The sequence below is a fragment of the Litoribacter ruber genome, assembly GCF_018449405.1.
GTDB lineage: Bacteria > Bacteroidota > Bacteroidia > Cytophagales > Cyclobacteriaceae > Litoribacter > Litoribacter ruber.
In genome coordinates this window covers 23,720-48,887 of sequence record NZ_JAHCMY010000004.1, presented here as the reverse complement: position 1 = coordinate 48,887, position 25,168 = coordinate 23,720, and the positions used below count along the sequence as shown (strand labels likewise).

The 25,168-nt window shown below is 46.7% G+C and carries 20 protein-coding genes; 9 read left to right on the top strand and 11 right to left on the bottom strand.

What is annotated here, in order from left to right; translation table 11 throughout:
* Positions 1–84: 84 nt before the first annotated feature.
* Entirely contained in the window at positions 85–2,583 is a 2,499-nt protein-coding gene (locus KI659_RS09040) for a cation-translocating P-type ATPase (RefSeq protein WP_213945025.1), read from the top strand.
* A 26-nt stretch (positions 2,584–2,609) separates the two neighbouring features.
* On the opposite strand, the gene KI659_RS09035 is transcribed toward KI659_RS09040, so the two are convergent.
* Positions 2,610–3,647: a TQO small subunit DoxD gene (locus KI659_RS09035; protein WP_213945024.1), complete on the bottom strand. Its 1,038-nt coding sequence runs from the start codon at positions 3,645–3,647 to the stop codon at positions 2,610–2,612.
* 44 nt (positions 3,648–3,691) lie between these two features.
* Positions 3,692–4,120 carry a hypothetical protein gene (locus KI659_RS09030; protein WP_213945023.1) on the bottom strand — a complete coding sequence of 143 codons (429 nt, stop codon included), beginning with the start codon at positions 4,118–4,120 and terminating at the stop codon, positions 3,692–3,694.
* 130 nt (positions 4,121–4,250) lie between these two features.
* On the opposite strand from KI659_RS09030, the gene KI659_RS09025 reads away from it, so the two are divergent.
* Positions 4,251–5,906 carry a Na/Pi cotransporter family protein gene (locus KI659_RS09025; protein WP_213945022.1) on the top strand — a complete coding sequence of 552 codons (1,656 nt, stop codon included), beginning with the start codon at positions 4,251–4,253 and terminating at the stop codon, positions 5,904–5,906.
* On the opposite strand, the gene KI659_RS09020 is transcribed toward KI659_RS09025, so the two are convergent.
* Positions 5,903–7,558 carry a cation:proton antiporter gene (locus tag KI659_RS09020; protein WP_213945021.1) on the bottom strand — a complete coding sequence of 552 codons (1,656 nt, stop codon included), beginning with the start codon at positions 7,556–7,558 and terminating at the stop codon, positions 5,903–5,905. The genes KI659_RS09025 and KI659_RS09020 overlap by 4 nt on opposite strands.
* Positions 7,555–8,373: a universal stress protein gene (locus KI659_RS09015; protein WP_213945020.1), complete on the bottom strand. Its 819-nt coding sequence runs from the start codon at positions 8,371–8,373 to the stop codon at positions 7,555–7,557. The genes KI659_RS09020 and KI659_RS09015 overlap by 4 nt, the downstream gene beginning before the upstream one ends.
* A gap of 195 nt (positions 8,374–8,568) precedes the next feature.
* Here KI659_RS09015 and KI659_RS09010 point away from each other — a divergent pair, with 195 nt between their 5' ends.
* On the top strand, positions 8,569–9,666 hold the full coding sequence (locus KI659_RS09010; protein WP_213945019.1) for a fatty acid desaturase family protein: 1,098 nt from the start codon (positions 8,569–8,571) through the stop codon (positions 9,664–9,666).
* A gap of 124 nt (positions 9,667–9,790) precedes the next feature.
* Here KI659_RS09010 and KI659_RS09005 read toward each other — a convergent pair whose 3' ends face one another.
* Entirely contained in the window at positions 9,791–10,678 is an 888-nt protein-coding gene (locus KI659_RS09005; protein ID WP_213945018.1) for an HAEPLYID family protein, read from the bottom strand.
* Positions 10,679–10,944: 266 nt separating this feature from the next.
* Between KI659_RS09005 and ppsA the strand changes: the two genes are divergently transcribed.
* Positions 10,945–13,326 (top strand): phosphoenolpyruvate synthase, encoded by a 2,382-nt coding sequence (ppsA, locus tag KI659_RS09000; RefSeq protein WP_213945017.1) that lies wholly within the window; start codon positions 10,945–10,947, stop codon positions 13,324–13,326.
* Positions 13,327–13,355: 29 nt separating this feature from the next.
* Complete coding sequence (locus KI659_RS08995; RefSeq protein WP_213945016.1) at positions 13,356–14,111, top strand: SDR family oxidoreductase; 756 nt, start codon at positions 13,356–13,358, stop codon at positions 14,109–14,111.
* Positions 14,112–14,250: 139 nt separating this feature from the next.
* On the opposite strand, the gene KI659_RS08990 is transcribed toward KI659_RS08995, so the two are convergent.
* The 6 genes from KI659_RS08990 to KI659_RS08965 all read right to left on the bottom strand — a co-directional run bounded on the left by KI659_RS08990 (position 14,251) and on the right by KI659_RS08965 (position 18,263).
* Positions 14,251–15,351 carry a glycosyltransferase gene (locus KI659_RS08990; protein ID WP_213945015.1) on the bottom strand — a complete coding sequence of 367 codons (1,101 nt, stop codon included), beginning with the start codon at positions 15,349–15,351 and terminating at the stop codon, positions 14,251–14,253.
* A 98-nt stretch (positions 15,352–15,449) separates the two neighbouring features.
* Entirely contained in the window at positions 15,450–15,884 is a 435-nt protein-coding gene (locus tag KI659_RS08985) for a DUF1810 domain-containing protein (protein ID WP_213945014.1), read from the bottom strand.
* Complete coding sequence (locus tag KI659_RS08980; RefSeq protein WP_213945013.1) at positions 15,872–16,255, bottom strand: hypothetical protein; 384 nt, start codon at positions 16,253–16,255, stop codon at positions 15,872–15,874. The genes KI659_RS08985 and KI659_RS08980 overlap by 13 nt, the downstream gene beginning before the upstream one ends.
* Before the next feature lie 160 nt (positions 16,256–16,415).
* Positions 16,416–16,613 (bottom strand): DUF1059 domain-containing protein, encoded by a 198-nt coding sequence (locus KI659_RS08975; RefSeq protein ID WP_213945012.1) that lies wholly within the window; start codon positions 16,611–16,613, stop codon positions 16,416–16,418.
* 73 nt (positions 16,614–16,686) lie between these two features.
* Positions 16,687–17,181 carry a VOC family protein gene (locus KI659_RS08970; RefSeq protein WP_213945011.1) on the bottom strand — a complete coding sequence of 165 codons (495 nt, stop codon included), beginning with the start codon at positions 17,179–17,181 and terminating at the stop codon, positions 16,687–16,689.
* A gap of 2 nt (positions 17,182–17,183) precedes the next feature.
* Complete coding sequence (locus KI659_RS08965) at positions 17,184–18,263, bottom strand: zinc-binding metallopeptidase family protein (RefSeq protein WP_213945010.1); 1,080 nt, start codon at positions 18,261–18,263, stop codon at positions 17,184–17,186.
* A 148-nt stretch (positions 18,264–18,411) separates the two neighbouring features.
* On the opposite strand from KI659_RS08965, the gene KI659_RS08960 reads away from it, so the two are divergent.
* The 4 genes from KI659_RS08960 to KI659_RS08945 all read left to right on the top strand — a co-directional run bounded on the left by KI659_RS08960 (position 18,412) and on the right by KI659_RS08945 (position 24,785).
* Positions 18,412–19,068 (top strand): Crp/Fnr family transcriptional regulator, encoded by a 657-nt coding sequence (locus tag KI659_RS08960; protein WP_213945009.1) that lies wholly within the window; start codon positions 18,412–18,414, stop codon positions 19,066–19,068.
* A 142-nt stretch (positions 19,069–19,210) separates the two neighbouring features.
* On the top strand, positions 19,211–20,497 hold the full coding sequence (locus KI659_RS08955; protein ID WP_213945008.1) for a TolC family protein: 1,287 nt from the start codon (positions 19,211–19,213) through the stop codon (positions 20,495–20,497).
* On the top strand, positions 20,494–21,612 hold the full coding sequence (locus tag KI659_RS08950; protein ID WP_213945007.1) for an efflux RND transporter periplasmic adaptor subunit: 1,119 nt from the start codon (positions 20,494–20,496) through the stop codon (positions 21,610–21,612). Before KI659_RS08955 ends, KI659_RS08950 begins: the two co-directional genes overlap by 4 nt.
* Positions 21,609–24,785, top strand: coding sequence for an efflux RND transporter permease subunit (locus KI659_RS08945; RefSeq protein ID WP_213945006.1), 3,177 nt, complete (start codon positions 21,609–21,611; stop codon positions 24,783–24,785). The genes KI659_RS08950 and KI659_RS08945 overlap by 4 nt, the downstream gene beginning before the upstream one ends.
* Positions 24,786–25,168: the final 383 nt, after the last annotated feature.

Genomic DNA, 25,168 nt, shown 5'->3' with positions numbered 1-25,168 from the left:
GGCCTATTTAAACTAAATATAAAATACGTACAGGTTGTTTACCTCATTTTTTATGCAAAAAATAAGCAGTAAATTATTGAGGAAATGGAACAGCTACATCAATTCACCGGATTAAATGCTGCGGAGGTATTGTCCAGCCGAGAAAAGCATGGAGCTAACTTGATGCCAACTGATAGTAGATGGCGCTGGTTGGAGTTGCTTAAGGAGGTTGTGCTTGAGCCTATATTCCTGATATTATTGGCTGCAGCCTCCATTTATTTTTTTCTCGGAGAATATCAGGAAGGTATTATCATGTTGATTGCTATTGGGTTGGTTTCGGGTATTTCCCTTTTTCAGGAAAGAAAGAGCCAAAATGCTATCGATGCGCTGAAGAGAATGAGCAGCCCAAAAGCCAAAGTCTTCAGGGAAGGGGAGCTGCTCACCATTCCAAGTGAGCAGTTGGTGGTAAATGACCTTATGATGGTGGAAGATGGCGATCTGATACCCGCTGATGCGGAGGTGATCGAGTCCCATGATTTTACGGTCAATGAAAGTGCCCTGACGGGGGAATCCTTTCCCGTAACCAAGACAGGCAATGGTAAAAAGGAGAGCCTCTACCAGGGAACTTTGGTTTTGGGAGGCAACTGTGTGGGGAGAGTTACTGCGGTGGGAAAGGACACCACCTTGAATAAGCTAGGCATCAGCCTTCACGGAATTGAAACCAGCAAAACACCGCTTCAGCTTCAAATTTCCAGGTTCGTCACCGGCATGGCGGCTATAGGAGCGGTGGCTTTTTTTATTGTTTGGGGGCTCAATTATTACCTGTCCGAGAACATCTGGGACAGTCTTCTGCAGGGACTCACACTGGCCATGTCAGTGCTGCCGGAGGAGATCCCCGTGGCTTTCAGCACATTTATGGCCCTGGGAGCTTTTCATCTTTACAAAAAGCAAATCATTACCCGGAGTCCCTATACCGTGGAAACCTTGGGGGCGGCCACGGTAATCTGCGTGGACAAGACAGGGACGCTTACAGAAAATAAAATGGAGTTGGCAGCCATTTATGAACATGCTTCTGGTAGGCATTTTAGATATAATGATGGACAGGCCGAACTTAATGAAGTGCTGGAATATAGTCTTTGGGCTTCCGAGATATTGCCATTTGATTCCATGGAAAAGGCTATCCACAAAACTTATCAATTGGCCGCAAAAGTGGATATGAGAGGGGCCTACAACATGGTTCATGAATACCCATTGGGAGGGACGCCTCCTATAATGACGCACATATTTCAGAATGGCAGCCAAGACAGGAAGATCGCCGTCAAAGGCAGCGTGGAAGGGGTCGTTAAGCAATGTGATTTGACCCTGTCCGAAAAGGAAGGTATCATGAAAGTGGTGGATGATTATACCCATCGGGGGTATAGGGTTTTGGCAGTGGGAAAGGTGGCTCATTGGGTGGGAGCCTTTCCAGAAACCCAGTTTGATTTCCAATTTGAATTCCTGGGGTTGGTCTGCTTCTATGATCCGCCAAAATCCAATATCCCCGAGATCATCTCCAAGTTTTACAAAGCCGGGATTGAGGTAAAAATGATAACCGGCGATTATGCCAAAACGGCCCAGGCTATTTCTGAGTTGATTGGTATGAAAAACCACTCATCCGCCCTTACCGGAACCGAAGTGCTAAGTATGGATGCAAATGAACTGCGGGAGAAAGTCAAAAACACCAAGCTGTTTTCCAGGATGTTTCCCCAAGCCAAAATGAAAGTAGTGGAAGCCTTGAAGGAAAATGGGGAGATAGTGGCCATGACGGGTGACGGGGTGAACGACGGCCCAGCGCTAAAAGCCGCCCACATTGGAGTGGCCATGGGGCTGAGAGGGACTGAGATCGCCAAAAAAGCTGCTGCACTGGTTCTGATGGATGACGATCTGGCCCATATGGTGGATGCCGTGGCATTGGGGCGCAGGATTTATGAAAATCTTAAAAAAGCCATCCAATATATCATTTCCATCCACATCCCCATTATTCTGATAGTTACCCTTCCCTTGGTGTTTTTCTGGGAATTCACTGCCATATTTTCTCCTATACATGTGATCTTTTTGGAGTTGGTGATGGGGCCTACCTGCTCTATAGTGTTTGAAAACGAACCCATTGAGCCGGGGTCAATGAACCGTCCACCGAGGAAGATGACTAGCACTTTCTTTTCCCTGCGGGAATTGGCCATCAGCATAGTCCAAGGGCTGGTGATCACGGCAGGCTGTCTAGGAATTGGGTATTATTATATAGAGGCCGGGGCAAGTGAGCATTTGGTGCGAACCGTTATTTTCTCCACACTCATCTTCAGCAATGTTTTTCTTACCTTGGTCAACAGGTCTTTTTATTATTCGATTGTCAAAACACTGAGCTACTCTAACAGGCTCATGCCGCTGATATTATTGGCATCTCTGGGGGTATTGGGACTTGCTTTGTACTTTGAGCCATTGAGAAATGTTTTTGACTTTGCGCCTCTAAATGCCGCTATTTTGCTTCAAACATTAGCAGTCGGGTTTGCCTCGGTGATTTGGGTGGAGGGGTTCAAACTTTGGCGCAGGGTTTATAAAATAACATGAGGCCAGGTTGGCCCGGCCTCATGCTTTTACTTATATACAGGGATAGTCCATTCAGCACCGCTGATATCCGTTAGCCTCAATCTATATTCATTTTTATTCAATGAAGTTAGGCTAGTGTCTTCTATCCGCAGACGTGCTTTGCCGCCTAAAGGAATGATCAAACTGTGGGCACCTGGTTTAACTTTGGTCACATAAGTATTGGCAATCTGACTTTCCGGGAATGCTGCCAGCTCTTTGCCATCCAATTCCAAAACCGCCTCGCCATTTGGCTCCTCTAGCGCTATTCCGATTAGCCAAGAGCCGTATACATCAACACCTTCCACTCTGAAAACGGTAAATTCCAAGCTGCCATTTTCCAGCTGTGGTTTTGATAGCTCAAGTTTAGGCTTCACGGATTTGTTGTGAAGTGTTCCCCAAACCCCTCCATGGAAAACCTGGTTGGTTAGAAGGGTTATAAATAAAATGGCCAAAGAGCCCCCCAAAACCAGCTTGTGCAAGACATTGGCCTTGATCGGTATTACACCGGAGGCCAGCCAGGAAAACCAGGGCTTCTCGTTGATTGAGGGGTGGTTTTTCATTAGATAATAATCTAAAGAATACCGGCCACTGCCTGATAGAAAGACGGTAAAGCCAACCGCAATCCCTAAAATGCCGATTTGCCATTCGTCCAGACAGGTTGTTCCTATCCATCCGGCGCCAAGCAAGATGCCCATTGCCAATCCAAACACCCCTACACTCATCAATCGGGTGAATAAACCCAGCATGAAAAGTAGACCTACCACCGCTTCCACTAGGGTGAAAACAGTCATGGCTATCCATAAAATATCGGGGTTCAGCAACAGATATTCAATCATAGGCTGTATGCCCAAGGCATTGGGGAGGAAATGGTTGAATTTCTCACCAATGTAGCCTGGGGCATCCGGGTCGAGCTTGTTTTCCAAAACTAACCTTCTCCAAAATGCAGAGAAGTATGTCCATCCGGCCACTAATCTCAGGGCAAGGGAAAATAGTCCAGCCAGTTCATAGGAGTGGCCGTCATAAGATTTTAATTCTTGTGATTTCATTTAATGCAATTAGAAGTTCAAATAATTTTGGCTGTAAAAGGTGATTACATCAGCCAAGACTTCCATTGCTTAAATAAGATGTATAAGGGGAGTTTTGCCCATGAGCCAATATTATTATTGGATTGTGGGGTGAATTGTTGTAGGGTCTTAAATGAAAAAGTTGACCGGGCTGCTTCTGCAAAACCAAGTCCTAAATGGTGCTCCGAAACCTCAAAGGCCTCAACCTTTTCGCCCCAAGCCAAATCATCATGGATTTCGCAGCCCTCATTTTGAAGGATGGGCTTTGTGACGTTAAGAGGTTTGGGAATGGAGACTTCAAAATACTCCGAAATGGCTTTCCTGCTATTGCAGGCCATGACAAGCATTACCGCACTTAAAAGGTAAAGTGAAATCCTCCGAAGCGTTGAAGCTTGGTTTTTATGGGCGGTATTTAAATCTTGAGCTCTGATTTTTTTGAAGCTAGGTTTACCCAAAGGTAAAAATCTTTGTGATAAGGTATAAATAAATAGAAGAGGATAAGTTACTCAACTCTTTAATCCTGAAATTAGGAAATGACTGTTTTTGGTAGGCATTACTTATATTTGCTTATAAGCTGTACGATTAATGGGAGAACCAAGTTTTGATTTTTGGCGGTTCCTGGCCGGCATAGGGGTGTTTCTTTTTGGTATGAGCCAACTGGAGACAGCCTTGAAAGAGCTTGCCGGGAAATCTTTCCGCAAAATGCTGCAAAGCCTGACCGACCAGTCCTGGAAAGGGGTGCTGGTGGGCGCTTTGATCACGGCGGTTTTGCAGAGCAGCTCCTTGGTGACCCTAATGGTGCTGGCGTTTTTAGGAGCCAAAGTCATCAATCTCCGCAGTTCCCTAGGCGTGATCTTGGGGGCCAATTTGGGCACCACCATTACCGCTTGGATTGTGGCTACCTTGGGCTTTAAGCTAAGTGTGGCCGATTTTTCCCTGCCTTTTCTGGGATTGGGGAGCCTATCTGTCATTTTTCTGCAGCAACGGCCGGTGCTGAAAAACATTGGCTACTTCTGTATAGGTTTTGGATTGCTTTTCTTGGGCTTGGATTTCATGAAGGTGGCCATTGAAGAGGTTGCCACTCAGATTGATTTTAAGCAATATCAGCATTATGGCCTGTGGATGTTCTTGGGCATTGGGATCATTGTTACTGCGCTGATCCAGTCCAGTTCGGCCATGATGGTGATCATTCTCTCCGCTGTGCATGCAGGTGTGGTGACCCTCACACAGGCGGCCGCAATGGTAGTGGGGGCCAATATTGGCACCACCATCACCGTGGCCATAGGAGCCATGGGCGGGGCGGCAGATAAAAAGCGCCTGGCCTTGGCACACCTGCTCTTCAACTTGGTCACGGGCTTGATCATTTATGCCTTCATAGCGGATTTGATCAACTTGACCCTCATGCTCTTTCCAGTTCAGGATGCGCTGATTGATTTGGTGATCTTCAGTACATTTATCAAGTTGCTAGGCGTGTTCCTATTCCTTCCTTTTCTGGGGCTTTTGGAAAAATGGCTCAAGCGCCGGTTTTCGAAATCAGAACCCAAAGGTCAGACCCTTTACATCAAAAACGTGTCTACCAAGGTACCTGAGGTGGCGGTTTCGGCCGTGGAAAAGGAGGTGGCGGCGACTTTTGAGAAAACAGTGGATTTTATAATTGGCACTTTCCAGGCGGGTAAAAAACGGCAGAAAATGCCTACATGGAGAAGGATCGTCAGCGAAGTGAAAGACCCCATCGAAAATTACAACCAGCTCAAGGTAATCGAGGATGAGCTTACCGCCTACCATGTTTCCTTACAGGAGGAGGTGCTTAGTGAGAGGGAGGCGGAGTCCCTCACCAATCTCATGCTCAGCTTACGGTCTATGATTTTTGCAGCCAAAGACATCAAAGATATCCAACACAACCTGCGACAGATGGAAAATTCGGAGGATACACTCACTACAGAGATCTTGAAAAAGCTGAGAAACCAGCTCAAAAATAGTTTGTTGGACTTAGAAGAAAGGGTTCAGGCCGGATCTTTGACCTTTAACAACCTGAATGCTTGGCGATATGGGAATGAACTCTCCCTCAAAGAAATCAATACCTTCCTGCATGTGGAATTAAGAAAGAACAAACACGAACTCTTTCCAGTATCCACCTTGGCCAATGTAATCCGGCAAACTTCCACCTCATTGGACAACCTGGGGAATGCCATAGATTTTTGGAAATTCAGGACGCAACCGGAAAAAGTGGAGGCTAATTAAGCTTGCACCTCCTCCATGAGGGTTTGATAAAACGAAGTGGCTGCCAACTGGTGCGGCAGAAGGACTTGGTCGGGGTTTTCGGCCTGCAGGATCCGTAGATCCTTTTCATGCATGGCAGTCACGTATATTTTCCCCTTAAATTCCTGCCTTCTCAAGGCATGGATTAGGTTGATGGATAATTCCGTGCTGGGGACGGTGCAGATCACGCACTTGGCCGTGGTTAAGGGTAAGGAATCCAATAGATCCGGATCTTCAATGTCTCCATAAATCACATGATCGCCCTTTTTTCGCCACTCCCTGACCACAATGGGATCAAAGTCTATGGCCAAATATTTTATGTCATGGTACTGATCAAGCAGGTCTGCCACATTGGAACCAAACCTTCCCAGCCCAAATATGATCAAATCATATTTGGCATGAACTTCCTCTTCAAACTCGGCCTCCCGATACGGATGTCTTTTTTCGAAAATACTCAGGGCAGGGGCTATAAAATCGTAGATGGGATGGCTATAGATGATCAAATAAGTGGACAATGCGATGGTTATCAATCCCACAAGTGTTATTAACCCTACCACATCCTCAGTAATATGTCCCACCGACAGTCCCAAGCCGGCAAAAATCAGGGAAAACTCGCTGATTTGGGCTACGGTGAGCCCAGCCAGAAACCCGGTCCTTTTCCTATAGCCCATGACTCCCATGATGATCAAAACGATTATGGGGTTGCCAACGAGTACGAAAACGGAAAAAATCAGGGAGGAGGGGATTTGGCTTCCTATAATGCCGAGATCCAAGTTTGCCCCTAGATTGACGAAAAAAAACAGCAAAAGGAAATCCCTCAGGCTTATCAGCCTACTGCTGATGACGTCTTTAAACTGGGAGGAGGCCAGGCTGACCCCCGCCAAAAAGGCGCCAACCTCCCCACTGAAACCCATAGCGTCACCCAGGGCCGCCATCGCTATAGCCCAAGCAATGGCAAACAAGGTCAGAAGTTCTTGAGATTTTGCCAGAAAAATACTCAGTCTGGGGATGATAAATTTCATTGCGATGAAAGTCAAAAGACCCAAAACCGCCCCGGCCAGCACCGTGCTGCCCATGTCTTCCCAAAAAGAGCCTCCCTCACTTTGGCGCATGGCGGATAAGACGATCATGACCAAAATCACCACAATGTCCTGCACGATCAAAAAACCTATCGCTATTTGCCCGTGTAGGGAATCAATTTCTTTCTTGTCGGAAAGCAGTTTGACAATGATTATAGTACTGGAAAATGTCAGGGCCACGGCAATGTAAAAACTGTGAAGGTAGGAGAAATCCAAAGCCACGCCTATAAAAAAACCTATCAGGGAAGTGAATAAAACCTGCCCCAGCCCTGTAAGTAGGGCGATTTTTCCGATCGAGCTGATGATTCTCAGGTCCAGCTTTAACCCCACGATAAAAAGCAGGATCACGATGCCTATCTCTGCCAGCAGATGGATGTTGTCCTCTGATTTTACCACATTGAGAAAGGCAGGGCCAACCAGGATGCCCAAGGCAATAAACATCACGATCAATGGTTGCTTCAGCAGTTGCCCAAGCCCGCCCATCAATGCCGCCAAAAACAATATTATGGCAAATTCATAAAAAGGGTTGTCCGCTAAACTGGAAAGCCAATTCATTTGGGTAATATCAAAAGCGGCATAGAGCCATCGTGAATCAGGTCGTTGAGCATAAAGTTTCTGAAAAGCTGGTCGTTCAGCGTCCGGCTTCCCTTTTGGGCTACCAAGTAGGAGTTGGGAATGGCATGGACGTGCGATTTGATTTCTTTGAAAGCATCTGCTCCATGATAAATCTTATAGGTGGCCCCCCAATCTCTGAATCTTTCCTCAAGCAAAAGCAAGTATGCAGAGCTGCTGTCAGGATTATCGTTTTTGGTTACCACGGTGATAAATTCCAGCTTCACCCGGAATGGTTTGAAGGTTTCAAGCATATGTTGGAGACTATCCTCATTGACAGGAAAGCGGTAGCTTACCGCCACTACAAATTTGGACGGTTCAAAGGAAGTCAGATTGGAGGGGATGGCAATGATAGGCTTGTTGGTTTCCTCAATGATTTTGGTCACCGTGCTGCCGATCAATAGCTTTTTTAAAAATCCAGTTCCTTTTAGGCCCAGCATGACAATGTCATCATGTCCCATTACAGACCGCTCATTCAAAATCTTTGACAGGTTTTTTTCAGTCACCAAGAGTGAAACTTCCTCCTCAGCTAGTCCGACTGTATGTATAAGTTCGAGCATTTTGCTGGTGGCAGCTTCTTTTTCATGACTGATCAGCTGTTCTCTGCTTTCCAGGTCTGATAGGGAAGGAACCAAGCTAGGGACTTGATGGACTAATGTGATTTTAGACTCCAGCTGTTTGGCCAGCAAATGCGCCAGCTTTACCAGAGGTTCAGAAAATTTCGAAAAATCTATTAGAAGGATCAGGCGCTTTTTCATATTAGTTGAAGTGGTTAAAGTCCATATGAAGTTAACAATTTTAAAAATGGAGTTCAAATGGAAATTTTATTTTATAATTAAGGGCAGTCCTTAGTGAATTAAATTTTCCAGGCTTAATTTAATTTATCGATAAGCAACTTTTTTGTAATGTTTATGCATATATATTTGTTCTTATAATTCATCATACAATTTTACATGCAATCTCCCCTTAAATTTATTGATTCAAATAATTCAAGTTTTTTTTTGACTGTCCGCAACAGGGTAGATCACTACTTTGAAAAAAATGGGATATCCAGACGAGCCAACTTTCAAATGGTGGCCAAAACGGTGATATATATCACTTTATTCATTTCTCTTTACTTACTAATTATTCTTCAGGTCTTCCCCCTTTTCCTTTTATTGGTATTGGCCATATGCCTGGGCATGACCATGGCATTTATTGGGTTCAATATCTGTCATGATGCCCTGCACGGCTCATATTCTTCCAAGCCATGGGTCAATAAGTCATTGGGCTTGTTGTTTAATATAATCGGGGCCAATGTTTACATTTGGAATATCACTCATAATAAAATCCACCATACCTATACCAACATTATAGGCCATGACGGGGATCTGGAAGTGGCTCCCGGTATGGTGAGGGTGTCCCCAATCGAAAGACATAAACCGATCTATCGATACCAACACATCTATGCCTTTTTTCTATATGCATTGGCCTCTATGTCTTGGTTTTTCAGAAAAGATTATCTCAAATTTTTCCAGAAAAAGATCGGGCAACATGAGAATAACCACCCCAAAATCGAGTATTTCAATCTCTTTTTTTACAAATTTATTTATTACACCCTTTTCATCATATTGCCATTGGTATTTATGGATATCACCTGGTGGCAATACCTAATCGGCTTTTTTGCACTCAATTTTGCTGAGGGGCTGGTGTTGGGATTGGTGTTTCAATTGGCCCACTTGGTCGAGCAGACCTCTTTCCCCCAGCCGGAGGAGAACGAAAACATAGAAGAGGCCTGGGCGCAACACCAGATGAGAACAACGGCCAATTTTGCCAGGAAAAGCAAATTAGCTACCTTCCTTTGCGGGGGACTCAACTGTCAGGTCGAACACCACCTGTTTCCTAAAATCTGCCATATCCATTACCCAGCCATTTCGGATATTGTCAAGCAGACGGCCTTGGAGCATGACCTGCCCTATTACGAGAACAAAACCTTTATCTCTGCGCTTAAGTCCCACGCAAATTTTCTGAAGCGAATGGGGCGGCCACAAAACGAAAGTTTAAGCCATTAAGGAAGCAAAAAATATGACAATGAAAAAAAAACAGGCTTTTACAGCCTGTTTTTTCTTATTCTTAATAAGATCTGATCGGCTTCAAAATAGGCCTATCGCCATGCTGCTATCGCCTGTTTTCTAGTTAGTGCATGGTCTTGAAGCCCGGCTCATAGATGATCCGCACAAAGGAGCTGAGCCCCTGGATTTCCGTGTTGATGGGAATACCAGAGACGATGCCCACCATCAGGTTTTCGGCCAATGCGAGCCTCATCTGTGGCCGCATCACCGTCAGCAGTTTTCCCTGGTTCAATTCCTTGTTGATCTCAAGGCCGATGAAGTTCCGGGTGCCGGTGATCATGTAATGTAGATTGGTGTTAAACTCAAACACCTGATGGGTTCCCTTGTGGTGGAACTCCTGAATAAACTTTGGTCCTGTATAGATGAGGGTATGGTAATTCCTACCCCATCTTTTTGCCGCTACAAAAAACGGGTTGTAGATGTTGCCCTGATAGGCTTTTTCCCTGCCCATCCTGTCCAGATCTGTCAATTCAAATTCATGGATATATCCCAGCGCCAAGGTGGTGTTGTGCTTTTCCGAAACCAGGAATGACCACTGGGTAGCCAGTTTCAAGCTTTCTAGCCTGTTGGATGGTTTGCGCACGTCCGAATTGGCCATACTCAACGGTTGGCTGTACATGGTTACGGGAAGTTCAATCTCAAAACCAAGCCTATCGATCGGCGCCCATTCGTACTCTACCAATGCTTCAAACTCATTGTAATGCCGGCCGGCTTTCATGCCCATCCCTACGTTCCACTCCTTTTCGCCCTTTCTGGCACCCAGGTCACGGATCAAATCTATATATAGCGGTTCGGCATGGAGTACCTTAGGCTTTTCCCCTTTTACATTTTCCACCTCATGGATAAATAAGCTGTCCAAAACAAGGTTTTCTTGCCTCAAGCTGTCTCTATCCGTTTGTGCCATAGAGAAAAACGGAAGGAGAAACCCCACTAAGAGGATGAGTTTTTTCATAGTTTTCATAAAATTAAGCGCGCAAATATATAGAAATGCTTAAGTATTTCTCCTGTTAAAAATTATTAATTTCCGTAGGTTTTTTTGTTGGCATCCAAGACAATATAAGAGAGGTGATTTGCAAAGCTTTTGAGAGGGTTTATGGAAAATTTATGTCAGTTTAAAATAAAGATCTCTCATAAAATTGCTAACTTAAGGTGTTGTTAAGCAAAAGGTTACGATGAGTTTTTTGTGCCGGATTTTTATTTGTCAAATATCCCAAAGACATGACTGTTTTGACCATCTCCTTTCAAAAAATCCGCAACAGCGACGTCTCCCTGGTCGGCGGCAAGAATGCCAGCCTCGGAGAAATGATCCACGAACTTGCTCCGCTTGGAGTCAACATTCCTGACGGTTTTGCCACCACGGCAGATGCCTTTAGAAGTTATCTCCATGAAAACGGGCTTGACGCAAGTCTTTCCCGCCAACTCCAGCAACTGGACAGCAAGGGGCTGGGCAACCTCCAGGAGGTTGGGGCCAAATACCGGGAACTCATGGCATCGGGCAATTTTTCCGAAAAGCTCAAGACAGAAATTTTGGAGGCTTACCGTAAACTCCTCGGTCAAGAGGATATATCTGTCGCCGTAAGAAGCAGCGCCACGGCCGAAGACCTTCCCACCGCCAGTTTTGCCGGCCAACATGACAGCTTTCTCAACATCAAAGGCGAGAGCGAACTGCTGGATGCGGTGAAACGCTGCTACAGGTCCCTTTTCAACGACAGGGCGATCAAATACCGGATTGACAACGGGTTTGACCACATGCAGGTGGCCCTTTCGGTGGGGGTACAACGTATGGTGAGATCAGATCTTGGAAGTGCGGGAGTGGCCTTTACCATCGATCCTGAAACAGGGTTTGAAAAAGTAATCTACCTTACGGCTTCCTGGGGACTGGGAGAGAATATAGTGCAGGGAGCGGTGAATCCCGATGAATTCTATATTTTCAAACCCTCCCTCGAAAAGGGCATGAAAAGCATCATCCACCGCAAACTGGGCTCCAAGGAACATAAAATGGTGTATGCCGAAAATGCTGAGCGGCCCATCACCAATATCGAAACCGAGCCTTTTGAAAGGGGGATTTTTTCCCTGCAGGACAGGGAAGTGGAAATCCTTGCCCAGTGGTCCGCTGCTATTGAAAAGCATTATATCCTCCCCATGGACATTGAGTGGGCCAAGGATGGGTTGACAGGGGAGCTTTTCATAGTTCAGGCTAGACCGGAGACCGTTCATAGGCAGGCCAAAAAGGTGGCCGGGAAGGAGTATAAACTTATGTCAAGGGCGGAGCCGATCTGTAAGGGCAAGGCTGTTGGGCGGTCCATCGCCAGCGGAAGGGTTTGTATTGTACATTCCGTGGCTGATGCCAAAAAGGTTAAGAAAGGTGACATCATCGTGGCTGACATCACCAATCCCGATTGGAACAATATGTTGCAGAAAGCGATAAGTATCGTTACCAACAAGGGGGGGCGGACCAGCCATGCCTCCATTGTGGCCAGGGAATTGGGAATACATGCTGTGGTCGGAACAGGTGACGCGACCCAGAAGCTGTATGATGGGCAAATAATCACCGTTTCCTGCATAGAGGGCGACGAGGGCCATATCTATGACGGTAAACTCGATTGGGAAGAAAAAGAGATCAGTTTTGAAGCCTTGGAGAGCACCCGGACTAAACCCATGTTCATTTTGGCAGATCCCGAAAAAGCCTTCAGGTTGTCTTTTTATCCCAATGAAGGAGTGGGCCTGTTGAGAATGGAATTCATAATTGCCAACAGCATCCGGATCCATCCCATGGCGCTGGTGAAGTTTGGGGAACTGGATGACAACAACGATAAGAGAGCTATTCAGGCCATCACCCAACACTATCATGATAAGAAAAAATATTTCGTAGAAAACCTTTCGGAGGCAGTGGCCATGGTTGCAGCCGCATTTTATCCCAAGGATGTCATCGTCCGAATGAGTGACTTCAAAACCAATGAATATGCGGAACTCATCGGGGGGAAAAGTTTCGAGCCCCATGAGGAAAACCCCATGCTGGGATTCCGGGGAGCCTCTCGGTACTACAATGACCAGTACAGGGAAGGCTTTGGACTGGAATGCCAGGCCATGAAAGTGGTCAGGGATGAAATGGGCCTTACCAATGTAAAAGTGATGATCCCTTTTTGCCGGACAATCGAGGAGGGCAAAAAGATGCTGGAGACCATGAAAGAGTTTGGCCTTGAACGAGGTGACAACGGTCTTGAGGTATACGTGATGGCCGAGATCCCCAGCAACGTGATTTTGGCCGAGGAGTTTGCGCGGATATTTGACGGTTTCTCCATCGGTTCCAATGACCTCACGCAACTCACTCTTGGGATAGACCGAGACTCCGCCACCATCAGCGAGCTTTTTGACGAGAACAATGCCGCGGTGAAGCGCATGCTTTCAGAAGTTATCCGCAGTGCCAAAAAAGCTGGGGTAAAAATAGGTCTTTGTGGGCAGGCCCCAAGTGATTATCCGGAGTTTGCCCAGTTTTTAGTGGAGGAAGGCATTGACAGCATTTCCTTCAGTTCGGATGCCTTGTTCAGAGGCATAGAAAACATCAAGATCGCTGAGGATAAGGTCAGCAAACCTGCATAAATCATACTTTTCAACTTAATGATACTCACATGAAAATGAACTTTGAAAATAAAGTCGCTTTGGTCACCGGAGGGAGTTTCGGTATTGGCCAAGCCACGGCCATAGCTTTTGCCCGAGAGGGGGCCAAGGTGGTGGTGGTCGACTGGGTGGAGGATTCAAAAACTGTGGATAAGATCAAAAATGAAGGCGGGGATTGTATTTTCATTAAAGGGGATATGTCCAATGAAGAAGATATCAAGAATATGGTGGAAAAGACCATCAGTCACTACGGCCGCCTTGATTATGCCTTCAACAATGCCGGAGTGGAAGGATTGACCGCTCCTGTGATCGACTGTACCAATGAAAACTGGGACAAAGTCCTCGGAATAAATCTCAAAGGGGTATGGTGGTGCATGAAGTACCAGTTGCCCCACCTGATCCAGAACGGGGGCGGGGCCATTGTAAACAATGCCTCGATTGCGGGATTGGTTGGATTTCCCGGTATACCCGCTTATGTGGCATCCAAGCATGGACTGATAGGCTTGACCAAAAATGCCGCACTCGAATACGCAAAGTCCGGCGTACGGATCAATGTTGTCTGCCCAGGGGTGATCAAAACCCCCATGATTGACCGCTTCACCGGAAAAAATAAGGAGGTGGAAAAGCAATTTGAATCCGCCGAACCCATCGGGAGGTTGGGCGAGCCGGAAGAGGTGGCCGATGCGGTGCTTTGGCTTTGTTCGGAGAGGTCATCCTTTGTCACCGGGCATGCCTTGGCCGTGGACGGGGGCTGGGTGGCGCAGTGAAATGGTAAATAGGGGTGGTGGCCTGAGTGTTCATAATGAATTTTATTAAGATTGATTTGGAAATCCCTCCTTTCCTATATTGACAAAAAAATGAATCCCCACGGTGCGGGTAAGACCGAGGGGATCCCTTAAGATTCGGCTATTTGGTGACCGTCTTGCGAACTGGGGCGGGATCTTTTATCGGATGGGCTTTACCTATAATATTGCTTATCACCCTAATCGGGGCCAGATGGTCATTGTAGTATTTTTTTGCGCCCTTTTCCAATTTTTTCCGATAGGCCTCATTGGTCAACAGATAGTTTACCGCATCCTCCATCTCGCTTTCATCTTCTATTAAATGAATGTTTTCTCCATGCTGCAAGGGTTCAGGGAGTTCGTTGATTATGGGGCTTGAAATCATTGCCTTTCCCATGGCAAGAAACTCACCCAGTTTCCACCCATGGCAATTAAAAACTGAAGGGGTATTGAATACCAGTGCGGATTCATGGGTTTTCTGTAGAAATTCAGGGTGGGAAACAAATTTCTTGATTTTCAACTCTTTGAAATCCTTCACCCCTTTGAATTTTTTATAAAAGAAAAAGCCACCCTCAAAGCTGCACAAGGGACTGTTTTTACATATGGTCATAAATTGCTTTCTCAGGTGGTTGGTGCCCAGTTGGCAATTGGCATGTTCCCACAAGGTTGCAATGGTGAAAATGTATGGCTTTCTTTTAGGGCTGACTGGCCTAGGTGGGTTGACAAATTGGTTGAGATAGGATTTTTCCATCTGGTTTTCATAGGTCCTCACAAAGGTTTTCCAATAAATTCCCGGCTGGAAGTTAAGCCTGCGGAGATTTTGCAGGCAGTGCCAGTAGGTCTTCCATTTACCCCATATGCGAATGCTAAACCCTGGCCCTATGGACAGCAGCTTAGAGATATCCTTTCTGCCACTCAGGTAATCCAAATTGACGTTGATTTTGGCGTAGGTGTCACACCAGCGATAGGCGTGTTCATATACTTCCGGACTGTCCCTAAAATCGATAATATATTTGGTGCTTTTGCCGGCAGATTCCACCACAAATGCTGTATAGTTAAAATACTCTCCATTATCATTTTTTTCACGGTTTTGAAAAAGCTGTGAAAAGGGGCTTCTTTTAAAGCTCACATTTTTCCGCCCGAAATAATCGTAGAGGCCTACCAAATAGTAGGCAGTGTAGTTGATGCGGGTCGCGGGGTCGACAAAAACGTTTACGTTTTTCATTGAAAAAAATGATTAAGGTGGAAAAAATAGCTTACAGCAATTTAGCTATAAATTGTCAAAAATGGAAGCTGAAAACAGGGAGGATTTCGACAAACTTTTCAGTCCTGCTTTATATAAGCCACCGTTTTTTCATCCTTTTTTCCATCAAAAAACTGGTCCAATACCTGCTGAAAAATAAGGTCTCCTGTAGCCAAAAGGAATAAGGTGACGCAGGATCGAAGCTTTAAATCATCCGGAGATCCCATTATTTGGTAAGCTGTCCTTTGCCCGTGAGGCAACAATAGCTCGCAGCATTCCCGCAAATTGTGACCCAACACTGGATGCTGGTAAAAAGCCTTGGCCTCAGCCAGGTCCCTAATTCCATAAAACTTAGCCGTACTACTGTGTCCTAACTGCTTAAGCTGGGGGAATATATACCACATCCAATGGGATACCTTCTTGCCATTTTGGAGCTCTTGCTTGGCTTGGGCCAGACTGCTGGCTTGGGCCTCAAGGAAGCGGGTAAGCTGGTAAGGATCCTCTACTCGTCCCATGTCACCAAACCTTCGGCTAAGGTATGTCTCTTCTTGGGCTTTTTGGTTGTCAGTTCCAGAAGGTAATTGAGCTCTTCTGTTTTTTCATCTTTCATGAAAATCTCATTGCTTTCATATCGGATTGCCTGACCAGGCTCCAAGTCAGAAGTGACGCGGTCAAAGCTGATGTACTTTTTGTTGACTTTTAGGTATACCCGATAGGAACCTCCTTCCAGGGTTTCCTCTCCCTCATTGACTAGTATATAGGAGAAATGCTTGCCCTTGTTGTCGGTTTCGTGCACGGTAACCTCCCCCTTTACGGGCAGCTCAGTTTGGCCAAATGCTGAAAGGCTCATCATCAGACAGGCCAGCGCGGTCATTAATTTTTTCATGAAATCTGTTAGTAGTTTAATTGGTGTGTTCAATTTAGGGATATATTACGGAAAACGGATTGGCCGAGGGGTAAAAATGATTGGTTCTAAAAGAAAAATATTGATAATCAAGTGGGTAAAAAAAGAAAGGCTGAACACCAACCTTTCAGTTTATCCTTTCCTAGGTCATCACATGGCCTTCGGGGTTTTCCTGCATCACTGATTTGATCTTAGTTACCATCTCCGGCGTGATTTCTTTCACGCCATGAACCGTTTTCGCATGTTCGGCGGCAAGCTGCATTGCTTCCTCCTCGCTTTTGGCCCTGATCACCCCATTGCAATCAAAACCTACATCTCTGCAATAAATGACTTTTTCCATGAGTATTTTGCGATTGGTTATGATGTAAATTTACTCATTTTCAATGATTTAGTCAATTTGTGCTGGTGAGTTATTAACTTTCAATTGCTGAAAGTAAGCTGTTGATATCCAAAGCCCTGGTGTACATATCCAATTCCCCCTTGGAGGTTTTGGGCCAAGCCTCGACTGGCCGGTCCCAGTAAAGCTCCACGCCATTGCCGTCGGGGTCGTCGAGATACAAAGCTTCAGAAACACCATGGTCGGCAAATCCAGTAAAGGGATAATCGGTCTCCTTGATTCTTTGGTAAATTTGCGCTAGATCTTTTCGTGTAGGGTAAAGGATGGCCGTATGGAAAAGCCCCGGAGCATTGCGGGGAGCCGCGCTGGCATTTTTGCTAAACCAGACATTCAAGCCTATGTGATGGTGATACCCTCCTGCGGAAAGGAAAGCTGCTTCCTCTCCAAATTTTTGCTGCAGCTCAAACCCCAACAGCCCACAGTAGAAATCCATGGCCCGTTGCAAATTGGAAACCTTTAGGTGCACATGCCCAATACGGGTGTGGCTGGGGATTTTATAAGAATTTGTCATGGCTATAATAGGGTGGCTGTTCTACTAGTTTGTCCTTTTATCACCTCATGGACAAACTTCAGTTTTTTCTGTACCGTGGGGGTGATGACAAAGGGGTAGGCATCTCTTGCGCCCATGCTTCTGTTGAGGCTGTTGATCATCAGGGAGAGGGGGAACCAGTTTTTGATAATTTGGTCAAAATCTTTTTCCAAATAGGGATCAAAATCAGCCTTCCCGGAAAGCACGGGATGGTCTGTGGCCAAGTTGGGGTGGATGGATAGCCCATATGAAAAGGCGGTATCGAGAGTATCCACTATATGTAGGTAATGTGCCCAGGTCTCTGCCCAATCCTCCCAAGGATGCATGGTCGCATAGGAGCTGATGAAATTTTCCCTCCAATCCTGAGGGGGGCCGTTTTCGTAGTGCTGATCAAGGGCCTTTTGATAGCTTTTGCGCTCATCTCCAAACAAGACCCTGAAAGAATCCAGATAAGGGCTTCCCATCACCAATCGATCCCAATAGTAATGCCCCACCTCATGCCGGAAATGACCCAAAACGGTCCTGTAAACCTCATCCATTTGGTTTCTGGCCATTTCCCTTTCCACATCGTCGGCCTCGGAAATGTTCATGGTGATCACCCCATCTGCATGGCCGGTCAGTACCCGTTGCCCTGGAGGCAGGCCCTCATCTGATTTGAAATCAAAAACCAGCCCCTCAAGGGCATTTTCCGATTTGTTGACTACAGGTATGCCCCACCTGATCAAGGCATAGATTAATCTATGTTTGGCTTGTTCTATGGCCGTCCAACGTTCCAGGTGCTCGGGGTTTGAGAGATTGGGTATGGTACGGTTTAGGGAGCAGGCCAGGCAAAAGGACTGATCGCTATCCGCTGGAAGAAGCCAGTTGCAGACCCCGTGCTGGTGGTTGTGGCACTTTTTGAAGGTTTCTCCGGTGGTGGTGTCCATCCAAGATTCCCCGGCAGGTGAAAGAGATTTCATCCCTGCGTTTCTGGGATCAAAACCGAGCTCAGCCTTACAGTTGGCGCAATGGAAGTTTTCAAAATATACCGGCTGCTCGCAATTGTGGCATTTAAAAAGTCTCATAGGTAAAAGGGATAGCTGTCATATCATTAAGCAAATTCCCTTGAAATGGTTTTGGCCATAAAAGCTTTTTGAATACCCTTTGTGTGATTTTTATCACTAACTTAGAGTAGATGAACCCCTTTCTTTGAAAAAATAACCTAAAACTAAAATGGAATTAGATTCGCTAAAGGAAAAATTGCCCTTGTTGACAGACCCGCAATTGTTGAACGCTCTTAAGGCAGAAGGCAAGTTGATGACTTTTGAACAGGGAAAATCCATCATGGAGCCTGGTCAGTTTATCAAAATGGTGCCCATCGTGCTGGATGGAGCCATCAAAGTGATGAGGACAGATGAAGATGGACGCGAATTGTTTTTATATTACCTGGAGCCTGGGGAGACCTGCGCTTTGTCTTTGACCTGCTGCAGTGCGCACAAGCCCAGCGAAATCAAAGCCGTAGCAGAGGAAAACACCACCATTTTGGGCATTCCCGTACAGCTTCACGAAAAGTGGATGGATGAATATAAGCAGTGGAAGGATTTTGTGTCCAGCACCTACCAGCAGCGTTTTCAGGAAATGCTCGTTGCCTTGGATGCGGTGGCCTTCAAGCGTATGGATGAAAGGCTGATGCGCTACATCGTCACCAAGATGAAGCAATACAAAGGCAATGAACTCCACACCACCCATCAGGAAATTGCCAACGAACTCGGCACCTCCCGCGAAGTCATTTCCCGACTGCTCAAGCAGCTGGAAAAGAAAAAATGGATCGAGCTGGGAAGAAATGTGATTTACATCCGGGATGATTTTGAGGAATTGATTAGTAAGTAGCCCTTATGACAAAGGTCAAAAGTTAAACAAAAGCCTAAAAATGCTGGTTGGATTGGCGTACCGTTGATAAGTTTCACCCACGGTACGTTTTATTATGACCCGACTAATCTTTTTAATTTTATTTTTTTCAACGTTCAGCCAGTTGTTTGCACAACAGGACACGGTTTCGTATTCTTTAGAAGAAATCATCGATTACAGCCTTCAAAACCAGCCGGTTTTTAGGCAAATGAAGCTGCAAGAGGACATTGCCGATGCGCAGGTAAGGTCGGATATGTCGGGATGGTTTCCGCAGGCGGGGGTGTTTGCGGATTATTTCAGGTATTTTGAACAGCCAGTAGCCATCTTTCCCGATTTCAACAACCCGGAGTCCGGTCAATTTCAGGAAGTCCGTACGGGCGTGCCCTTCAATTCCAATGTGAATTTCTTTGTGGAGCAATCCCTATTTAACAATGAGCTCTTTTTGGCCAAAGGACAGGCCGAGCTTAGGAGGAAGGAGGCCGCATATCAGGTAGAAGAGTTCAAGCAGGACTTAATTCTGGAGGTTGGTAGGGCTTTTTATGAAACCCTCCTCAGCCAGGAACAAATCCGTATAAATAAAGAAGACCTGGTAAGACAGGAGCGTCAGCTCAAAGATGCCAGGCTGCTTTATGAAGCGGGTATTACCGATAACATTGATTACAAAAGAGCAACCATCACCTTACAAAATACCCAGGCGGCCCTATTTGAGGCTCAGCAGGATTATAAGGCCATGATGGCCGTATTGCAGGAAAGAAGTGGCGTCACACAGCCCATCCGGCTGGTGTACGACGAGGAGAAATTGGTGTTGAGCAGTTCACTGGATACCCTGGAAACCGTCGAGGTGGGAAGGAGGCCGGATTATCAGTTGCTGCTTACCCAGCAGGATCTACAGGGTGAACAGGTCAGTTATTTCCGACGCAGGTTTATTCCCACGCTCAGTGCTTTTTTCAATTATAACATCATCTATCAGACACCTTTTGGGAATGAAATTTTCAACCGGGCATACCCGAATTCCCTAGCCGGGCTGCGGCTGAATTTTCCGATTTTCCAAGGAGGAAGAAGAAACCATGATATCCGTGCCGCAAACCTCGAATTTGAACAGTTGCAATATGCTGAAGATGGCCTGTTGTTGCAAATAAACCGAGAGCATGAAGAGGCCCTATCTGGGTACAAATCCAGGTTTTATGAATTCAGAATTTTGGAAAGCAACAAGCAGTTGGCAGAGGAAATCTACAACACTGTCAGCCTGCAATATGAAGAAGGTATCAAAAACTTCCTGGAGGTGATACAGGCTGAAACCGACCTGCGAACGGCTAGAATTAATTATTACAACGCCCTTTTTAGAATGATGACCAGCAGACTGGAAGTGCTTAGGGCGAGAGGAACTATTGACGTAAATATATACGATTGAAGACGACCAGATTATACCACAGAATTTACTGCCTGATGCTGTTGGGTTTGCTGCCCTTTCTATTTTCCTGTGGTGAAGAGGAAGAGGAAGAAGAACCCACGGTAGTACAGACCGTGCAGGCCAGGAAATCCAACGTGAATTTCACCCAACAATATCCGGCCACAGTCACCGCTGTGGAAGAGGTGGAGTTGAGGGCTGATGTCAATGGGTATATTACAGGCATCTATATAGAAGAAGGGCAGCGGGTCAAAAAGGGCCAGCTGCTTTATCAAATAGATGAAACCCGGTTCAGGGCGAGAAAGGAGCAGGCCGAGTCACAGCTGGCCATTGCGAAGGCAAACCTGGAAAGGGCCCAGCGGGATTTGCGCAGGTATCAGGCATTGCAGGAAGAGGACGCCATTGCGGGGCAGATCTATGACAATGCGGTGATTGAGGTGCGCAATGCCGAACAGGAAGTTGCCGCAGCTGAGGCCAATCTTGAAAATGCCCGGATTGACCTTCAATATGCCAGTATTTATGCGCCATTTGATGGTACCATAGGCTTTTCGCAGGTCCGGGAAGGAACCCTCATTCAGCCAGGGCAGACGTTGTTGAACACGCTTTCCAGAGATGAGCCCATGGGGGTGGATTTTTTTCCGGAGGAAAGATACCTGAGAAAGTTTACCTCTTTGCAGTTTAGTGAAAATATTGAGGCCGATTCCGTGTTTTTGCTCCGCTTGCCTGACGGGCAGAGTTATCCATACACCGGCAATATCCGCATCATCGACAGGGCAGTGGACCGCAATACTGGAACCATCCAGATCAGGCTTTCTTTTCCCAACCCGGATTTTTTACTCCGTCCCGGACTTAGCGCCACGCTGATTGTCAAAGAAGAAGAAAGCAGTGAGGTGCTGCTGGTGCCTGAGCAGGCCGTGCAGGAGCAGATGGGGGAATTTTCTGTTTACATAGTCGAAAATGGGGAAGCCAGACAGGTAAAAGTGCAAACCGGTAGAAAGCTGCAGGGAGAAACGGTGATTTTGGACGGGCTGCAGGAAGGCCAGGAAGTGATTGTAAAAGGTATCCAAAGGGTGAGTGATGGTGCTGCCGTACGGGTAGAAAACCAGACGCAGCGATGATAGCAGATGTTTTTATAAGAAGGCCCAATACGGCTATCGTAGTATCCATTTTTATTTTACTGTTTGGCATTTTGGCCATTGTGGGCCTCCCGGTGTCCCAATACCCGAACATTACCCCACCAACTATTCAGGTGACGGCCGTGTACACAGGCGCTGATGCTGAAACCATCGAACAGACAGTTATCACTCCCCTTGAAACTGAAATCAACGGTACGCCGGGGATGTCTTACATTGAAAGCACGGCAAGTAGTGAGGGCAGGATGACGATCAACATTACTTTTGATGTGGGGACGGATATCGATGTGGCAGCCGTGGAGGTGCAAAACAGGGTCAGTATAGCCGAACCTTTGTTGCCTGAGGAGGTAAGGAGGCTGGGGGTGATCATTCGGAAAAGAAATCCGAGTATCTTGCTTATCGTTTCTCTGTTTTCCCCAGAAGGCACACATGATATAGACTTTCTAAATAACTATACCAACATATTCGTAAAAGATGAGCTGCTCAGGGTGCCCGGAGTCGGGGATATTTTTGCCCGGGCGGAGGATTTCAGTATGCGGGTTTGGCTAAAGCCTGATAGACTTTCGCAGCTGGGCTTGACTGCCACTGACGTGATCAACTCCCTTCAAGATCAGAATATCCAAATTGCCGCAGGCCGATTGGGGGCCCCTCCCCAGCCGGATTATCAGGCTTTCGAATACACGCTGTTTTCCAATGGGCGCTTACAAAGTGTGGAGGAATTTGAAAGTGTAATCCTCAAAGCGGATGAGGACAGCAATGCCCTGGTCTACCTGCGAGATGTGGCCCGGGTGGAGTTGGGCCGTTTTGATTATGCCCCAAACAACTTTACCGATGGCTATCCTGCTGCCTATCTGTTGGTGTACCAGACCCCGGACAGCAATATTCTTGAAACAGAAGAAGGGATCAGGGAGACTATGGAAAGGCTGAAGGAAAGTTTCCCCCCCGATCTGGACTACATCATCCCTTTTGAGTCAGCTTCTGTGGTGGACGCCTCCATCAATGAAGTGGTAAAAACGCTATTTATAGCCTTAGGGCTGGTATGTTTGGTAGTATTTCTCTTTTTACAGAATTGGCGGGCCACCCTCATTCCAATCTTGATCATTCCGGTATCCATCATAGGTACTTTTGCCCTGTTTATACCACTAGGCTTCACCATTAATACCTTAACGCTATTTGGTTTTGTGCTGGCTATTGGGATTGTGGTGGATGATGCCATTGTGGTGGTGGAGGCCACTTCTGCTATCATGCAAAAGGAAAAAATCTCAGCCAAGGAAGCGGTGAGCAAGGCCATGAAGCAAATCTCAGGTCCGGTGATTGCCATGTCATTGATTGTGGCCTCGGTATTCATCCCGGTGGGTTTTATCCCGGGGATTTTGGGAAGGTTGTATCAGCAGTTTGCCATGGCGGTGGCGGTTTCTGGCCTGATTTCGGGTTTTGTGGCTTTGTCCCTAACCCCCGCACTCTGCTCTTTGCTACTTAAACCCACGGCGGTATCTGAAAAATCCACCGGGCTGAACAAGTTTTTCCATAAGTTCAACACCTGGTTTGACAGGATGGGGGACTGGTATATCAAAAAAGTTAAGTGGAGTTTTTCAAGGTCGCTGTATTTCATTATTGGGCTTGTGGTGCTCGCTGTGGCTACTTTTTTCATGTTCCAGCAGAAATCCACCGGCTTCATCCCTGTGGAGGATGAAGGAAGGCTGTTTGTCGCATTCGAACTCCCTGAGGGGTCCTCCACGGCCCGATCCCTTTCTACCATCAAAAGGCTCATGGAAATCCTGGACGAACAGGAAGAGGTCTTGCATTATTCTGCCGTGACTGGCCTGAATGCCGTCAACTTTGCCACCAAGTCCAACAGCGGAACTGTTTTCACGCAGTTGAAGCCTTGGGATGAACGGAGTGGGAGCGGGCAGGGGGCTTTTGAAGTCAGGGACAGGCTAGAAAAACTGCTTGCTGAAGAACTTCCTGAGGCCAAAATAGTCATCTTAGCCCCGCCTGCTATTCCGGGTCTGGGCAGCACCTCTGGGTTTTCATTTGTTTTTCAGGAACTTGAAGCCGGTGGGGATATCAAAAACTTTGAGGAGAACCTCCAGAATTTCATATCAGAGGCCAATGACCACCCGGATATCAACAATGCGATCAGCTTTTTCAGTGCCTCCACTCCTGCATACAGGTTTAATCTGGACAGGGAGAAGACCGCGCGGCTGGGATTGAATATTGGAGATGCGTACCGAACTCTGCAGACCTACTTGGGAAGCTTTTATGTCAATGACTTCATTCTTTATGGTCGAAATTTCAGGGTTTTGGTGCAAGCAGATAGCAATTACAGGGAAAAGCCGGAGGCTATACAGCAGTTTTTCCTTCGTAACCCTGCCGGGGGGCTGACCCCGTTGAGTTCGCTTGCCGAAGTGGAGCTGATCGAAAATGCCCCATTGATCAACCATTTTAACCTTTTCCGATCCGCCACTATCAATGGGGAGGCAGCCCCCGGAAGGAGTTCAGGGGACGCCATCGCGGCATTGGAGGACTTGGCGGGAAAGCATCTTCCTTCTGGATATGGGTATGAGTTTTCGGGAATCACTAGGGAGGAAGTCAAAACGGGTGCAAGCACCATCATCATTTTCCTGTTGTCCATCTTATTTGTGTTTCTGTGTCTGACAGCACTTTATGAAAGCTGGTCTGTGCCATTTTCAGTGTTGCTGGCAGTGCCCACGGGAGCTTTTGGGGCCATACTCACCTTGTTGCTTTTCCCTAGGTTGGACAATAATGTGTATGCCCAAATCGGGCTTTTGACTTTGGTGGGATTGGCGGCCAAGAATGCCATCCTGATTGTGGAATATGCCAAGGAGCGGGTAGATCAGGGCATGTCCATCAAGAAAGCAGCCCGGGAAGCCGCTGAGCTGAGGTTGCGGCCCATCATCATGACTTCCATGGCTTTCATTTTGGGGATTTTGCCTTTGGCATTTGCAGGTGGTGCTGGAGCATTGGCCAGGCAGACGATCGGCTGGACAGTGTTTGGTGGAATGGTCGCTGCCACCACCATGACCATTTTCCTGGTACCCGTTTTATTTGTTCTGATTTCGAGAAAAGCTTATAGTAAAGAGGAGTTGGCAGAATTGAAAAAAAAGGCGGAAAAGGAAGAGGACGATAGAAATTAACCTCTTAACCGACTGTACTAACGCCTTTGCATCCACTTCGTAGCACAGCTGGTTAGGAGGTTAAGTCCGCTGTCGGCCTCCCCCGGGAGGTAAACTTCGCCTCCAGCGAGACGGTTTAGAAGTTTAGGCGCGAGGCGTCGAGAAAGATTGCAGGTGGTTCTTGGCGCCTATACACGGAGCCAGTTGGAACCGATTAAGTATAGTTGATGGGTGAAATTGCAAGAAAGATGGTAAAGATCCCCGACCGGCAGGCCTTCAATACCTAAACTTCTAAACCGTCCCGATGCGCGCCAGCGCCAATCGGGACATAACCTTCTAACCGTCCTGGCATCCCATGTGCTGAATTGTTGTTGTTTATAAATGAAAAATCCCGCGTCGGTTGG

Excerpts from the sequence above, each read along its gene's own strand:
- KI659_RS09040 (WP_213945025.1), top strand. The coding sequence starts at position 85 with ATGGAACAGCTACATCAATTCACCGGATTAAATGCTGCGGAGGTATTG.
- KI659_RS09035 (WP_213945024.1), bottom strand. The coding sequence starts at position 3,647 with ATGAAATCACAAGAATTAAAATCTTATGACGGCCACTCCTATGAACTG.
- KI659_RS09025 (WP_213945022.1), top strand. The coding sequence starts at position 4,251 with ATGGGAGAACCAAGTTTTGATTTTTGGCGGTTCCTGGCCGGCATAGGG.
- KI659_RS09020 (WP_213945021.1), bottom strand. The coding sequence starts at position 7,558 with ATGAATTGGCTTTCCAGTTTAGCGGACAACCCTTTTTATGAATTTGCC.
- KI659_RS09015 (WP_213945020.1), bottom strand. The coding sequence starts at position 8,373 with ATGAAAAAGCGCCTGATCCTTCTAATAGATTTTTCGAAATTTTCTGAA.
- KI659_RS09010 (WP_213945019.1), top strand. The coding sequence starts at position 8,569 with ATGCAATCTCCCCTTAAATTTATTGATTCAAATAATTCAAGTTTTTTT.
- KI659_RS09005 (WP_213945018.1), bottom strand. The coding sequence starts at position 10,678 with ATGAAAAAACTCATCCTCTTAGTGGGGTTTCTCCTTCCGTTTTTCTCT.
- ppsA (WP_213945017.1), top strand. The coding sequence starts at position 10,945 with ATGACTGTTTTGACCATCTCCTTTCAAAAAATCCGCAACAGCGACGTC.
- KI659_RS08995 (WP_213945016.1), top strand. The coding sequence starts at position 13,356 with ATGAAAATGAACTTTGAAAATAAAGTCGCTTTGGTCACCGGAGGGAGT.
- KI659_RS08990 (WP_213945015.1), bottom strand. The coding sequence starts at position 15,351 with ATGAAAAACGTAAACGTTTTTGTCGACCCCGCGACCCGCATCAACTAC.
- KI659_RS08985 (WP_213945014.1), bottom strand. The coding sequence starts at position 15,884 with ATGGGACGAGTAGAGGATCCTTACCAGCTTACCCGCTTCCTTGAGGCC.
- KI659_RS08980 (WP_213945013.1), bottom strand. The coding sequence starts at position 16,255 with ATGAAAAAATTAATGACCGCGCTGGCCTGTCTGATGATGAGCCTTTCA.
- KI659_RS08975 (WP_213945012.1), bottom strand. The coding sequence starts at position 16,613 with ATGGAAAAAGTCATTTATTGCAGAGATGTAGGTTTTGATTGCAATGGG.
- KI659_RS08970 (WP_213945011.1), bottom strand. The coding sequence starts at position 17,181 with ATGACAAATTCTTATAAAATCCCCAGCCACACCCGTATTGGGCATGTG.
- KI659_RS08965 (WP_213945010.1), bottom strand. The coding sequence starts at position 18,263 with ATGAGACTTTTTAAATGCCACAATTGCGAGCAGCCGGTATATTTTGAA.
- KI659_RS08960 (WP_213945009.1), top strand. The coding sequence starts at position 18,412 with ATGGAATTAGATTCGCTAAAGGAAAAATTGCCCTTGTTGACAGACCCG.
- KI659_RS08945 (WP_213945006.1), top strand. The coding sequence starts at position 21,609 with ATGATAGCAGATGTTTTTATAAGAAGGCCCAATACGGCTATCGTAGTA.